Source organism: Bradyrhizobium sp. ORS 285 (genome assembly GCF_900176205.1).
GTDB lineage: Bacteria > Pseudomonadota > Alphaproteobacteria > Rhizobiales > Xanthobacteraceae > Bradyrhizobium.
The window spans coordinates 1,272,928-1,286,802 of the sequence record NZ_LT859959.1; the positions used below are offsets into that span (position 1 = coordinate 1,272,928).

At 62.3% G+C, this 13,875-nt stretch carries 5 protein-coding genes and 5 pseudogenes; 6 read left to right on the plus strand and 4 right to left on the minus strand.

Going from position 1 to position 13,875, the window contains the following annotated elements; translation table 11 throughout:
• Positions 1 to 206: 206 nt before the first annotated feature.
• A pseudogene (locus tag BRAD285_RS05600) lies at positions 207 to 530 on the minus strand (IS3 family transposase); the annotation flags it as partial.
• On the opposite strand from BRAD285_RS05600, the pseudogene BRAD285_RS05605 reads away from it, so the two are divergent.
• Positions 526 to 1,234 (plus strand): annotated as a pseudogene (locus BRAD285_RS05605) (integrase core domain-containing protein); the annotation flags it as partial. The pseudogenes BRAD285_RS05600 and BRAD285_RS05605 overlap by 5 nt on opposite strands.
• 128 nt (positions 1,235 to 1,362) lie before the next feature.
• On the opposite strand, the gene BRAD285_RS05610 reads toward BRAD285_RS05605, so the two are convergent.
• Together BRAD285_RS05610 and BRAD285_RS05615 are read right to left on the minus strand one after the other, a co-directional pair.
• Positions 1,363 to 3,801, minus strand: a complete 2,439-nt coding sequence (locus tag BRAD285_RS05610; protein WP_006615064.1) for an NEL-type E3 ubiquitin ligase domain-containing protein — start codon at positions 3,799 to 3,801, stop codon at positions 1,363 to 1,365.
• Between the two features lie 169 nt (positions 3,802 to 3,970).
• Positions 3,971 to 5,108, minus strand: a pseudogene (locus tag BRAD285_RS05615) (IS3 family transposase); the annotation flags it as partial.
• A gap of 63 nt (positions 5,109 to 5,171) precedes the next feature.
• On the opposite strand from BRAD285_RS05615, the gene BRAD285_RS35250 reads away from it, so the two are divergent.
• From BRAD285_RS35250 to BRAD285_RS05630, 4 genes and pseudogenes are all read left to right on the plus strand, one after another.
• Complete coding sequence (locus tag BRAD285_RS35250) at positions 5,172 to 5,432, plus strand: hypothetical protein (RefSeq protein WP_006615138.1); 261 nt, start codon at positions 5,172 to 5,174, stop codon at positions 5,430 to 5,432.
• 2,489 nt (positions 5,433 to 7,921) lie between these two features.
• Entirely contained in the window at positions 7,922 to 8,287 is a 366-nt protein-coding gene (locus tag BRAD285_RS05620) for a transposase (RefSeq protein ID WP_087877610.1), read from the plus strand.
• 53 nt (positions 8,288 to 8,340) lie between these two features.
• Complete coding sequence (gene tnpB, locus BRAD285_RS05625) at positions 8,341 to 8,634, plus strand: IS66 family insertion sequence element accessory protein TnpB (protein WP_087877611.1); 294 nt, start codon at positions 8,341 to 8,343, stop codon at positions 8,632 to 8,634.
• 59 nt (positions 8,635 to 8,693) lie between these two features.
• Positions 8,694 to 10,300 (plus strand): annotated as a pseudogene (locus BRAD285_RS05630) (IS66 family transposase).
• Between the two features lie 1,426 nt (positions 10,301 to 11,726).
• Here the strand turns inward: BRAD285_RS05630 and BRAD285_RS05640 are convergent.
• The gene (locus BRAD285_RS05640; protein ID WP_087877580.1) at positions 11,727 to 12,926 is read right to left on the minus strand and encodes an IS256 family transposase; all 1,200 of its coding nucleotides are present in this window, start codon (positions 12,924 to 12,926) and stop codon (positions 11,727 to 11,729) included.
• Between the two features lie 201 nt (positions 12,927 to 13,127).
• Here BRAD285_RS05640 and BRAD285_RS05645 point away from each other — a divergent pair.
• Positions 13,128 to 13,804: pseudogene (locus tag BRAD285_RS05645) on the plus strand (IS110 family transposase); the annotation flags it as partial.
• Between the last annotated feature and the right edge of the window lie 71 nt (positions 13,805 to 13,875).

A 13,875-nucleotide genomic window follows, 5' to 3' on the forward strand; every position in this document is an offset into this window, starting at 1 on the left:
AATCTTCTCATCCAGATTGACGCCAAGTTCTCATCCTGATCGTCGCGCTATAGTGACCGGCACGCCGTCGTTGCCCTGCTTCAGAATGAACGCCTTCTGGGCGTCCGAAAACTTCGAGGCCTTCATCGTCTTCCGCTCCTCCCAGCCGGGGAATCGGCAACGCAAGACTCTACCCAAAAATGGTCCAGTTTCCCGGCCTCAGATCAACGGCCGTTGGCGAGCTGGTCGGAGACAAAGTCCAGCGACCAGCGCGCATTCGGTTTGCCTTCCACCGAGATCGGAGCCCGCATCCCGATAGCCTTTCGACGGGCGCGTCGCTTGCGCACCGTAGGCCTTTCTCCGCGGTACAGCCGACGGATACGATTGATGCCGGATCGCTCGCCCTCCCGTCGCAGCAGGATGAACAGCCGACGATAGCCGAACCGCCGCCCTTCGTTGGCAAGCTCGCGCAGTCTGGCCCGAAGCTCGGCGTCCGGAGGGCGACGAGACCGGTAGCGCACCATCGTCCGATCCGCCCCGCCGATCAAGCAGGGCTACCTGGTAAATCACAAGAAGCTGTTCCGGCTGTACCGGGAGGAACGGCTCACGGTGCGCCGCAGAGGTGGCCGCAAGCGCGCTATCGGGACGTGAGCGCCGATGAAGGTGCCGCTGCTAGCGAATGATCGCTGGTCGCTCGACTTCGTGTCGGATCGGATGACCGATGGCCGACGCTTCCGCATCCTGACCGTGGTCGAGGACTGCACCCGCGAGTGCCTGGCGCTGGTGGCCGACACCTCACTCTCGGCACCCGGGCCGCTCGGGAGCTGGACCGGCTGGTCGCCGAGCGCGGCAAGCCCGGGTGGGGGTGAATGAAAACGGCGGTGAGCTCACCAACAATGCCATCCTGACCTGGGCCGATCAGAGCCGCATCGCCTGGCACTACATCGCGCCGGGCAAGCCCACGCAAAACGCCTTCATCGAGAGCTTCAACGGCCGCCTGCGAGATGAACTGCTGAACGAGACCCTTGTCACCTCGCTCGCCCAGGCCCGCGTCGCTCTCCGATGCTGGCGGGCCTACTATAACGACGCTCGGCCGCACTCCCAGCTCGGATGGAAGACGCCATCCGAGTTTGCCGCAACCTGCCATCGGCGTCGGGATCTGGCGCTGCGCTGTGAAGGCTCCGCGCCAGCTCCCGCCGCTACCACCGCCCATATGGGCACATCCGACCGCCCCAACGAACTCAGACCTGGATAAAACTTGGGCAAGGTCACGAGGTTGTCCATCATGGCGTCCGCCAACAGCCGCTTGAGCAGCGTGTTCCCGTCCTCCGGAATCTTCAGCCGCTTAGCCGACGAAACGTCCATTTCGCGAAATTGGCCTTTTCATAGCTGAAGTGCGTGCTCCTCGAGAATCTGGCGTGTCAGAGCGCCCCTGATCTCACAGGCGATTTCGTCACGAATGATGGCGCCGAGTTGTAGCTCGGCATCGCTGTATCCGGTCAGTCCATTATCGGCCAGCCGTTGGTCAAGGCGCCTACGGAACTCCTCGTCGAGCGCCTCCGCTAGCCTGTCCTGCATCTTTACATGCTCTTCCGGGGCGATTCGCCTCATGACAGCGTCCCAAGGCTGCCAGCAAGTCGCCAAATAGTCGGCGAACCCCGCCGCCTCCTGACTCTTTACTTGCATCTCGGCTTCGGCGAGGTCATTCTCTGTGACGAAGGAGACATCATAAAACCGCATGTCCGGAGCGATGAGCTGTAGATCAAGCCGGTCACGTAGCTTTACCTGATAGGCGAGGTACACTTCGAGCTCGTCGACGCCCCTAAGCGAGGCAACCTTCTGGCGGGCAATCGGCTCAAGCGCGTCCAGACGGAACAGAACGCGGGCCTGCTGGATGAGTTCGCCGAGCCGCTGGTCATAGGCCCCATCCTCGACATCAGCGTTCAGACGCGCGGTTTGCATGCCGTTCCAGGTCAGAGTGATACGATCCTGGCAGGTCTCGCTCGCGTCCACGGCCAACTGAAAGTACTGCTCGCGCAACTTCGGCCTCATCGCTGCCTGTCGCAGTCCATCAGCCACGGCCTGCCGGAAATCGAGGTTGTCATAGTTTACGGTCTTTTTCAGCTTGCCTAGGAAGATTGCATATTCCGGAGCCCCCGCCTCTTCGGCGAAGCTATGCCAAGCGGTTATCACCTCCGGCTCGTCTTTAATCCATTCCGCCACCGCCTCGGGCAAAGATCTTTCCTGATCCTCCACCACTTCATCGTGCATTGAAAAGAATATCCTCGGGCCGGCGTAGCGCGGGGCATTAAGGTCTCCCGCCAAGTTCGTCAGTACCTGTTCGGGCAGCGGATTATTTTCCAAATAAACCATGCACTCAGAACACAACGCGGTTAGCAGCGTTTCCGGCAGGCTGGTCAGTCGATTGTGGCGTGCCTCAAGCATCTGGAGTGCGGCCGGCAGGCGCTCTGGCAAGCTGGTAAGCCTGTTCCCGCTGACGTGGAGTCTCTGGAGCTCAGGCGGAAGCGTCTCTGGCAGGCTAATCAGGAGGTTGTCGCGCGCAAATAGCAACCGGAGTTCGGTCGGGAGAGTGTCGGGCAGAGTGGCCAGCCGGTTGTCATCGGCTTCGAGCTCTTCGAGGTCGGACGGAAGGGTTTCAGGCAGGCTGGCGAGCCGATTGCTGCCGACAGCGAGCGATCGAAGTCCGCTAGGCAGCGCATCGGGCAGGCTGGTTAGCCGGTTGCCGCGTACATCAAGGTCTTGGAGACCGACCGGCAACGCGTCCGGAAGGCTGGTCAGCAAGTTGGTGGTGACGGTGAGTGTCCACAGATTCTCCGGAAGAGTCTCAGGCAGCGCAGCCAGCCTGTTGCTGCCAAGAGATAGTGATTGGAGTCCCTCCGGCAGGGTTTCAGGCAGACTGGTCAACAGATTGCAGCTGGCGTCAAGCGTCCGAAGTCCGGATGGGAGCTGGTCAGGCAGGTGCACAAGCTCGTTTTGGCTCACGTTTAGTGACTTGACCCCGGCCGGAAATGCATCGGGCAATGTCGTCAGGCTCAGGTTTGACAAATCCAACCTTGCGTAGACGTCGCCATCCTCGCCCCAAGCAAGGATTCGTCTTACCGCCTCTTGCCGATCCTCGCCTTCCGCTTGCCCGCTCTCGCAGGCCCAGGCGTCCAAGGTCTGTTCAAGCCGCGGTTGCCTGACGACGGGACCCTCAAGGTCTGTAGGACCGCCTTCGCAACTCTCCAACGCTTCGTTCCACTCCGCTCCGATCGAGGCGAGCCCACGCCCCAATCCTGAAGTATGATCAAAACTTGGCTGGGGATCACGACTGAGAACCGACGCCCCCACGCTTCGTTCCCAAGGATCAGCCGAAGCCGATGGCCAATCTGGCAGAATTTCGCCGGCATCCGTCCATGAATGCCCTTCCTGATCGAGATGCGCGGGCCAAGTTGAAGACGAATCGATGTCAGACCAACAATCCATCGGACCGAAGTTGCCGCCGGGCGACCACACAGCGTGATCCGCCGCAAAACGGATATGCGGATTGCCCCGCTGATCAGAGTAGACGGACGGATCAAAGGGCATCTGCGACGCCCCCTGCGCACCGAGATCGTCGCGCGACATTCCGAAAGACTCGACATCTCCGCTCGCCCCAATATCGGGAGCGCCTGAGCCGTCTGAATGGTGAGGCGGGAGTTCGTTCAGATTCAACTCGGTCAGGCGCAGCTGAAACCCCGATTGGTCCGCCTCTTGTTGTCCTCGCTCGCCCCGCTCGACATACGGGACCTCGAATGAGTTTAGGTCTTTGAGTGGGTCCACGCCATCCTCCCTTCACAGATCTGAGCAGCTAACGCCAGCCACTTATAATCACGCTCTTGCTAATAAGCTTAGCTTTCTGGAACCTGACCAAGTAGACGAACGATCGCAACCGCCATTGAGCTCTCTTTGGCATTCGAGCGTTATACCAAGTGACCTTGCCCAAGTTTTCTCCAGGTCTGAGTTCGTTGGGGCGGTCGGATGTGCCCATGTGGGGGCGGTGGTAGCGGCGGGAGCTGGAGCGGAGCTCTCGACATAGCGCAGCGCCAGATCCCGACGCGGATGGCAGGTGGCAGCGAACTCGGATGGCGTCTTCCACCCGAGCTGCGAGTGCGGCTGAGCGTCGTTATAGTCGGCCCGCCAGCATCGGTGCGCGACGCGGGCCTGGCAAACGAGGTGACAAGGGTCTCGTTCAGCAGTTCATCCCGCAGGCGGCCGTTGAAGCTCTCGATGAAGGCGTTTTGCGTGGGCTTGCCCGGCGCGATGTAGTGCCAGGCGACACGGCTCTGATCGGTCCATCTCAGAATGGTCTTGCTGGTGAGCTCGCTACCGTTGTCGCTCACCATCATCCTGGGCTTGCCGCGCTCGGCGACCAGCCGGTCCAGCTCCCGAGCGACCCGGGTGCCCGAGAGTGAGGTGTCGGCCACCAGCGCCAGGCACTCGCGGGTGCAGTCGTCGACCACGGTCAGGATGCGGAAGCGCCGGCCATCGGTCATCTGATCCGACATGAAGTCGAGCGACCAGCGATCATTCGCTAACCTCTGCGGCGCACCGTGAGCCGTTCCTCCCGGTACAGCCGGAACAGCTTCTTGTGATTGACCAGGTAGGCCTCCCGCTTGAGCAGGACGTGCAGGCGACGATAGCCGAAGCGGCGGCGCTCGTAGGCGATCGCCCTCATGCGCTGCCGCAGCCCGGCATCATCGGCCCGGCTCGTCTGATATCTGACCGTCATGCGGCAATAGCCGACGGCTTTACACGCCCGCCGTTCGCTCATCCCGTGAACGCCACGAGATGTACGACAGCTTTCCGCTTCGCCGCGGGCGTCACGACTTCTTTCCCAGGAGATCCTTCAGGGCAGCATTGTCCAGCATCGCGTCCGCCAGCAGCCGCTTCAGCCGTGTATTCTCGTCCTCCAGCGTCTTCAGCCGCTTGGCCTCCGAGACGTCCGTTTCGCCGAACTTGGCCTTCCACTTGTAAATGCTGGCGTCGCTCACGCCATGCTTGCGGCACAGATCGGCGACCGCAACGCCAGCCTCGTGCTCCTTGAAAATCCAGATGATCTGCTCTGCCGTAAAGCGGCTGCGCTTCATGCTCTGGTCCTCGTTGCGGGCCAGAACGAACTTCAAACTGGATTAAGCCCTAGGGGCAAGGTCATGACCATGGTCGAACACTACCACCGTGAGGGCCGCTGGCGGCCGACACCTCACTCTCCGACGCCGGCAGGCGCTCGGGAACCGGATTGGCTGGTCGCGAAGCACGGCAAGCTCGGGATGGTGGTCAGTGACAGCGGCAGAGAACTCACCGGCCACGCCATCCCAACATGGCCGATCAGAGCCGCATCGTTAGCACATCGCGCCGGGAAACCTCACGCTTTCATCGAGAGCTTCACAAGCGCCTGCGAGATGAACTATTGAACAATCCCCTGTTCACCTTGCTCACTCAGGTGCATGTCACGCTCCGATGTCAAAGTGGCGACCACGCGTGTAAAAATGTGAGTATAATAGATTTAGGTGCAGGTAACTTAAGTGTAGGTTGGGCAAATTGCCGACTCTATCCTTATAAATTCAGGACGAGCCGTGTCGAAATCGACAACCGCTGTCGCAGACACGAAGGATTAGCCGGCCTCGATGCTGGCCTGAGATGGGCCCTCGCCTTCAGCGGCTGAAGGCCTTGACCCCGTCCGCTCGTTGTCCTGTCGGTTCGATACGCGCTCGTTTGTTGACGGCGTGTGGCATGGCGCTCGATCAGCTCACCGCAACGCGTGGTGACTTATGATCCATTTTCTCCACGCGCGATCATCGTGTTTAGGATGATGATCAGCATGCGCATGCAGGCAAGGAGCGCAATTTTTAGCTCCTTCGCCTGAGGCTCTCGTAATAGGTTTTTGGCACGAAATTAGACTGGGGCGCTGCGCCGAAACAGGCAGGGTACAGGCATTTTTACCCAACCCTACCTCCCTTGATGTGGCGCTCGCCTCGGCGCTGCCGCTGTCATCGTCGAAAGAGGCGACTCTGATCGGGGCGGCGGTGATCTCGTCGCTCACCTTGCCGAGCGCCGGCGCTCCTGCAATGAGGATCACGGGGGGCGCGCCAGCAAGAATGATCTCGGTGCGCTTGGCAACTCCGGTGTCGCCTTGACCTAGAGGAGATCGCTGCCTCCAGCTTAGCAATCCGGCCTTCAATGCCTAGGATCGGCCTGTAGCGCCAATCCCGGCCCAACATGCTCGTTCTGGTTCCGCGAACGGGCTTCCAGATCCATCAGGTTATTTCATGCTCTCACCAGTCCCGCTAGTTCCTCACGCTTAGCATCGTTGGTCCGACTCGGCGCATCGCTGAAATTCTCAGCGAACCAGGCAATCATCTCCGCATCGATCGTGTCGGTCTTCGACTGGCCGACAGGGCGAAGCTACGGATCCGCTTGGAAGCGACGATTCTCACCTCTATGCCGGCCTAGCGCAGCAGGATACATCGATGCCGGCAACACCAATTGCGATTAGTGCATCATGCACGCCCTTACTTGCCTTGCATGGGCTCAAGGCTTTTCCAATTGTTCGGGTTCAAGAAAATCACCGCAGCTATTCATAGCTATAGTCAGGCTTTGCCGCGTTTGGGCTCTACGGCTCATATCTAGCGACGGGCAGTTTGCGAGAGCCGCGCGTTCGTGATTGTTGTTGAAAGTCCGAACACAAGGGGACCGCTTTGGTGAGGGCGAGGTGGCATTCATTGTTACGCGGCCAGATTCGACTCGTTGTTGCCTTCTCGCCTAGTGCGCTGGCTCGGCCATTACGGCGTTCTCGACTATTACAGCATTGGCGACATAGCTGAGTTCGAGGAACCTGGACGACCAGGTGAGGACTAGACACCAGACGGCATTGTTCTCGCTGGGGGGGTTGAACCTGACATTGCGTCAAGTTGTATGAAAATCACGCTGGCTTAATTCGATGATACGCGGATCGCGTCCTTATATTGAGCCAAACCAAACCTTCAAAGATTCAGGGGCCCGTGCTATGCTGTTCTTCTTCGCGCTGTCGATAGCTTTCGCTATCCTCGGTACGACATTCGCCATGAGCGCATGGCTGTCCCGCCAGCGCAGCCGCAACTTAATCGGCGTTCGTCCCACCCACATGTCTAAGCGGAGAGCGTTCTAAACTGAAAAGCAAGGTACCTTGTTGCCATCTTATCGATAGCTAACCGGCCATGAGCTGTCGCGAAACCTTGGTGACGGCGAGGCCGGTCAGACGCTGGCGGATATGGGCCAACGGTCGGTCGGCCTCGCGAGGACACCCAGCTCGTAATCGAATGTAATCAAAAACGAGCTTTTGCGACTGGTTGTGGCCGCCAAGACGGCCGCAGCCTTCCTGTATGACCTCGATCACTTTGAGCGTTATAGCAGGGCGGTGCCGTTCGACGGACAGCCATCGACTGGATGGTGCAGTGGCACACACTGCCTAAGTTCCTCTCGAGTCGTCGTCCGCAGACGCCTGCAGAGCTCGGCTAGTAGTTCGTAGACTGCAGCAGTATGTCTCGATTCCTGTTCAGGCAGTCGACAGCTGTCTGTAGACATTTCCACGAGCGTCTACAATGCGCTTATTGCAGAACGTGGATTATAGAAATCTTGTCGAGGGATGGGATAACGGTTGAGCTTTAGGCGGGGGAAATCGTCGTACTCGAACCTGGCGATAATGACGTGCGATGCGGCACTCGGCTTGCTTGGCGCAAACCCGGCCACTCTGATCTTTGTTCTGACCGGAGGATCCCATACTGGTGCGCAATCAACTGGCGCCGGAGCTCCGGGTCATCACGTTCGTCGACAAGCTGCCTGCTGTGTAAGCCCCCGGTGACGGCCGCCTTGCGCGGGAGCTGATGCCTGTTGAAGCCATAGTACTAGTCCACGCCCTAGTCCTATGGCCAGTACAGAAGTGGAAGTGATCACGTCGGAGCGGCGACGGCGGCATTGGTCGCGGGCTGAAAAGGAGCGCATCGTCGCTGCAGCGTTGCAGCCGGGTGCGACGATCCTGGGCGTGGCGCGCGCGTTTGGTGTGCATTCGAGCCAGGTGTTCCGCTGGCGCCAGCAGCTGTGCGGCGAGAAGGCTGCCGTGCCCGGCTTTGCCGCGGTGACGATCGCTGCCGATCCGCACCCGGCAACAGCCTGCATGCAGGGGTTTATCGAAGTCGAGATCGGGACCGAGACGAAGATCCGGATCAGCGGTACGGCGGATGTCGCGACGGTGACGGCAGAGATCGCGGCACTCCGGGCGGGCTCAGGATAACGATTCCGATCCCCTCCGGCACCCAGGTCTGGCTGGCGACGGGCCATACCGACATGCGCAAGGGCTTCGACGGTCTGGCGCTGCTGGTCCTGGAGACCTTGAAGCGCGATCCACATGGTGGCCATCTGTTCGTGTTCCGCGGCCGCAGCGGCAGCCTGATCAAGGTGCTGTGGCACGACGGCCAGGGCATGTGCCTGTTCGCCAAGCGGCTGGAGCGCGGCCGCTTCATCTGGCCACAGGCTGTGGACGGAGCCATGACGATCACGCCGGCCCAGCTCGGCTATCTGCTCGAAGGCATCGACTGGCGGCATCCGCAGCGGACGTGGCGCCCGGAAGCTGTGGGTTGAGCGCTCGAACGTAACGGCACTGATGCGTACCGGGCGGAGCTGTGATTCCATCTTCTGCGATGATCACAGCCGATTCGCTCCCTGATGATGTCGCGACGCTGAAGGCGCTGGTGCTCGCCGGCCAGGCGGCGCAGCTCGCAGCGGAGTCCAAGGCACGCAATCTCGAAGCCGAGGTCCGCGCCCGCACGCTGCTGATCGAGCAGATGAAGTTCACGATCGCCAAGCTCAAGCACGAGCAGTACGGGCCGTCGTCGGAGCGCGCCTCGGTGCTCGAACAGCTCGAGCTTGAACTCGCCGGTCTCGAGGAGGATGCCTCGGAGGCTGAAGCCGAGGCGCATCTGGCAGCCGAGCGGGCCAAGGCCGCGAAGATAGACGTGCAGCCATTCGAACGGCGGCGTCCGGCGCGGCGGCCGCTGCCCGAGCACCTGCCGCGGGAGCGCATCGTGCATCCTGCACCGGCCCATTGCTCGTGTTGCGGCGGCGACAGGCTGCGCAAGATCGGCGAGGACGTGACCGAGACGCTGGAGCTCGTACCGCGGCAGTGGAAGGTGATCGAGCATGTGCGCGAGAAGTTCTCCTGCCGCGCCTGCGAGGCGATCAGCCAGCCGCCGGCGCCGTTCCATCCGATCTCCCGCGGACGTGCGGGACCGCGTCTGCTTGCGCACATCCTGTTCGCCAAATACGGACTGCACCTGCCGCTCAACCGGCAGAGCACGACGTATGCGCATGAAGGTGTGATGTTGGACGTCTCCACGCTGGCCGACTGGGTCGGCGCGGCGGCGGCGACATTGATGCCGCTGGTCGAGGCGATCAAGGCGCATGTCCTCATTGCCGAGCGCATCCATGCCGACGACACCACGGTGCCGGTTCTGGCCAAGGGCAAGACGCGCACGGGGCGCGTCTGGACCTATGTGCGCGACGATCGGCCCTCGCCGGGCACGCGCCGCCGGCCGCCGTGTTCTTCTACTCGCCCGACCGCTCCGGCACCCATCCCGAGGCGCATCTTGCGACCTATGCCGGACCGATGCAGGCGGACGCCTATGCCGGCTTCAACAGGCTCTACGATCCATCGCGGAAGCCGGGCCCGATCATTGAGGTCGGTTGCTGGGCGCACGCACGGCGCAAGTTCTTCGAGATCGCACGGCTGAAGAAGGCGCCGATCGCGATCGAAGCGATCGCGAAGATCGACGCCCTGTTTGCGATCGAGCGCGAGATCAACGGTCTGCCGGCCCACGAGCGCAAAGCCGCGCGCCATGCGCGCAGCCGCCCGCTGGTCGATGAGCTTCATACCTTCCTGCACGAGCGCCGCGCCAAGATCTCCGGCAAGAGCGAGACTGCCAAGGCGATCGACTATAGCCTCAAGCGCTGGGAGGTGTTCACGCGCTTCATCGACGATGGCCGGCTGTGCATGACCAACAACGCGGCCGAACGCAAGCTGCGCGCCGTGGCCGTCGGCCGCAAGAACTGGACCTTCGCCGGCTCCGACGATGGCGGCCGCCGTGCCGCCGCCATCTACACCCTGATCCAGACCGCCAAACTCAAGGACGTCGATCCGTAGGCCTGGCTCGCCGACGTCCCTGCCAGGCTACCCGATCATTCGGCCAGCAAGGTCGCCGATCTGCTGCCCTGGACCTGGCAGGCAGCGCAGACGTCGGCCGCAGCCTGATCGAACCGTTCAGACCGGTTGCTCAGCCTGTGGTCTTCACCGGCTGCGTACCCTGCTGTTGAGATCGATTAGCGGCTGATGGCGTTCGTCGACGGCAGCGCCGACGTCCTCTTGCGACCACCCATCGTCAAAGCGGTCTCCATATCCCCCCCGGGCGAACGCCATCGTCATGGTGCGGTCTCTTTGCTCTCGATCTGCCCTCGCTCAGCGTCCGGATCGCTGCCGGCGGGAGCGAAGACACGTCGTCCATCGACGAGGTCGACGGCCACCATGCCCTCCGGTGGACGCACGAGATCGCGCAGGGCGCCCGCGGCGGGCACATCGTGGGGCGACACTGACACGGGCGAGCTTGGAGCCCTTCTTTTGCACGAAGCCGAACTGCGCGCGCCTGCGGAACAGCAGCCCGGTGGCGAGGCCGTGCTTGCGCGAGACGGCAGAAACCTTGGCGCCTGGTAGCTCGGTTTCCCTGGCTATCGCGAGCATTTCCCCGTCGCTGAAGAAGCGGCGAACGGGTGCCGGCGGCGTCGCCGGGTCGCCGATTTCGGCGGCTGTCATGCGGTGTTCGGGATGTGAGTTCCTAGCACTACTGCTAACGGCCGGACGGGCGGAGAGTTGAAGATGGGCGCGCCAGTCGATCGTGACCTCCCCAGTGGCCAATCGGTAGCGCCATTTGCGTAGCGAATGCGGCGACAGCTGCAGCGCCGCGGCATAGGCGCGGAGCTCCATTGCGCTCCGGTTCAGCGCCTCGACATGGATTTCTCAGAACGTCTGAAGCGACCGTGAACCTGCGCTGCTTCTGCTTTCGGAGCGCCTTTTCCCGCTCTTCCCGGGTGCGCTCGCGGCGCAATTCCGTCTGAAATTTCTCAAGCTTAAGCGCAGTCTCGTTGCCGGCCAACCGCTTCAGCCACCGCCGCAACGGGTTCTCGGTCAGACGGTGTTGCTGGCAGTATTTGCGGATCCCGAGACCGCTGCGACGCCACGCTTCGATGTGCAGCGACCACCATTCGGGTCGCGCCTTGTTCTCGAAACGTTTGGGTCCCACCGGAAGATTTTCCACAGTAGCAGAGACCGCGAAATGCAGCGACAATGTACTACCGGAAAGACGTGCAAGGTCCGGACGCTTACGACGCTCACAGGGCGACGTTTCAGTGCTGTCCGTAATCGGCCTGACCGTCCAGCTGCTGACGCACAGCGGCGGCCATGCAGAATTAGAGCTCTCACCAACACGGGAGGCGCGCCATGGAGTTCTTCTGCGGACTGGACGTCGGCATGGATCAGCCGCGATTTTTGTGGTCAACGACAAAGGAGAAGTGCTACTGGAGGTCGAGGCGATGAGCGACCCGGACGCGATCAAAGGATCGTGTCCCATAGAGTGGTGTAGCTGGCATGGTGGATCACCGGGCGATTCCGGTGCGGGCCGAGCTCGTCAGCCTGCCACGGCGGGCAGGCCGGCAATGGGATCATCGCTCAAAGGCGCGATGGTTTCCAGCGTCATGTAGCGGGCGCGCTGGACGGCCCACTCGTCGTTCTGCTCGAGCAGGATCGCACCGACGAGACGGACGATTGCTTCCTCGTTTGGGAAGATGCCGACGACCTCGGTGCGGCGCTTGATCTCGCCATTGACCCTCTCGATTGGATTGGTCGAGTGCAGCTTGGCGCGGTGCTGTGCCGGGAAGCTCATATAGGCGAGCACGTCAGGCTCGGCCTCATCCATGAGGGCGGCGAGCTTGGGCACGTTGGGACGGATCTGGTCGGCGACCTTGCGCCATTGCGCCTTGGCTGCCTCGGCGTCGTCCTGGGCAAAGGCCGTGGCGATGAAGGCGGAGACCACGCGGCGCCCGCTCTTACCGGCATGAGCGAGAGCGTTGCGCATGAAGTGAACGCGACAACGCTGCCAGGTGGCATTGAGCACCTTGGCGACGGTGGCCTTGATGCCCTCGTGAGCATCCGAGATCACGAGCTTCACGCCACGCAGTCCACGGCGTGTGAGCTTGCGCAGGAACGCGGTCCAGAACGTCTCGGCCTCGGACGGGCCGACGTCCATGCCCAGCACCTCGCGCCTTCCGTCGCTGTTGACGCCGATCGCGACGATCACCGCGACCGAGACGATGCGCCCATTCTGGCGCACCTTCACGTAGGTGGCGTCGATCCACAGATACGGCCAGTCGCCTTCGATCGGACGGGCGAGAAAGGCCTTTACCTTGTCGTCGATCTCGCCACAGAGCCGGCTCACCTGGCTCTTGGAGATGCCGCTCATCCCCATCGCCTGCACGAGGTCGTCGACCGAACGGGTCGAGACGCCCTGCACGTAGGCTTCCTGGATCACGGCGGTCAGCGCCTTCTCGGCCATCCGGCGCGGCTCCAGGAAGCCCGGGAAGTAGCTTCCCTTGCGCAGCTTGGGAATGCGCAACTCGACCGCGCCGGCACGCGTTTCCCAGATCCGGTCACGGTAGCCGTTGCGCTGCGCCAGACGCTCGGAGCTCTTCTCGCCATAGGCCGCTCCGGTCAGCCCGGCGACTTCCATCTCCATCAACCGCTGGGCTGCAAAGCCGATCATCTCGCGCAGAAGATCCGCGTCCGGGGCCTTCTCCACGAGCGCGCGAAGGTTCATCATCTCGTCGGTCATCGGTGGTTCCTCGAATCAGGTTGGTGTCAGCAACCCGACCCTACCGGGCAATCGCCGGTGACCACCGCAAAGCCGTCCACCCACTACAGCGCTATGGGGGAGCGCGCGGGCGGACGGCTTTGCTCTACCGAGCTACACCACGCCCGGGGACACGACCCGATCACAAAGGAGCACTGTCGCTGTATCTCGGCCGCTCCGCTGCTCGGCCACGAGGCCGGCGCGCTGTCGCCGTGGCTGCACCCAGAATTGCTCCCTCTCGGCCTGCCGGCGTTCTGCCTGGAGGACCCAGCATGTGCGCGCTGCGCTGAAGGCCCAGCGCAACAAGACCGACCGCGCCGACGCGCTCGGCATCGCGCAAATCATGCGCACCGACTGGTTCCGGCGCGCACATATCAGGACCGCGCCGTGCTACCGGCTGAGGCTGCTGCTGACGCATCGACGCAATCTCAAGCGCAGATGCCTCGATATCGAGAACGCGGCCCGGCATTCGCAGAAGGCGTTTGGCATCCGGCTGAGCCATGTCGGCCGCGGCGGTTTTGCGTAGGCGGTGCGCGACGCGGTGGCCGGCGATGTTCTGGTCAGCGAGCTGATCGACGCCATGCAAGGCGGGCGACGCCGATGTGCGGCGCGCGCTCTACGAGGCGGCGAGCGCGTTGCTGACGCGCTTCAAGCGCAAGGACAAGGTCAAGACCTGGGGCCTGGCGGTTGCCAAGCGCGCTGAACACCGCGAGGCGGTGGTCGCGGTGGCGCGCAAACTGGCGGTGATCATGCACGCGATGTGGTGCGACGGCACGGCGTATTGCGGCGATCGGGCCGTCAGCGCCGCCGATGCGGCCGCACAGGCCAAACGCATGGACCACAGGCTGCTGGAGCGCTAGCAGGAAGCCAAGCGGCATGAACCAGAGCAGCAATCCTGCAGCAACGAATAGGCCTCGCGGATGACGCGCGA

Coding starts and splice junctions, on each gene's coding strand:
- BRAD285_RS35250 (WP_006615138.1), top strand. CDS start 5,172: ATGACCATGGTCGAACACTACCACCGTGAGGGCCGCTGGCGGCCGACA.
- BRAD285_RS05620 (WP_087877610.1), top strand. CDS start 7,922: ATGGCCAGTACAGAAGTGGAAGTGATCACGTCGGAGCGGCGACGGCGG.
- tnpB (WP_087877611.1), top strand. CDS start 8,341: ATGCGCAAGGGCTTCGACGGTCTGGCGCTGCTGGTCCTGGAGACCTTG.
- BRAD285_RS05640 (WP_087877580.1), bottom strand. CDS start 12,926: ATGACCGACGAGATGATGAACCTTCGCGCGCTCGTGGAGAAGGCCCCG.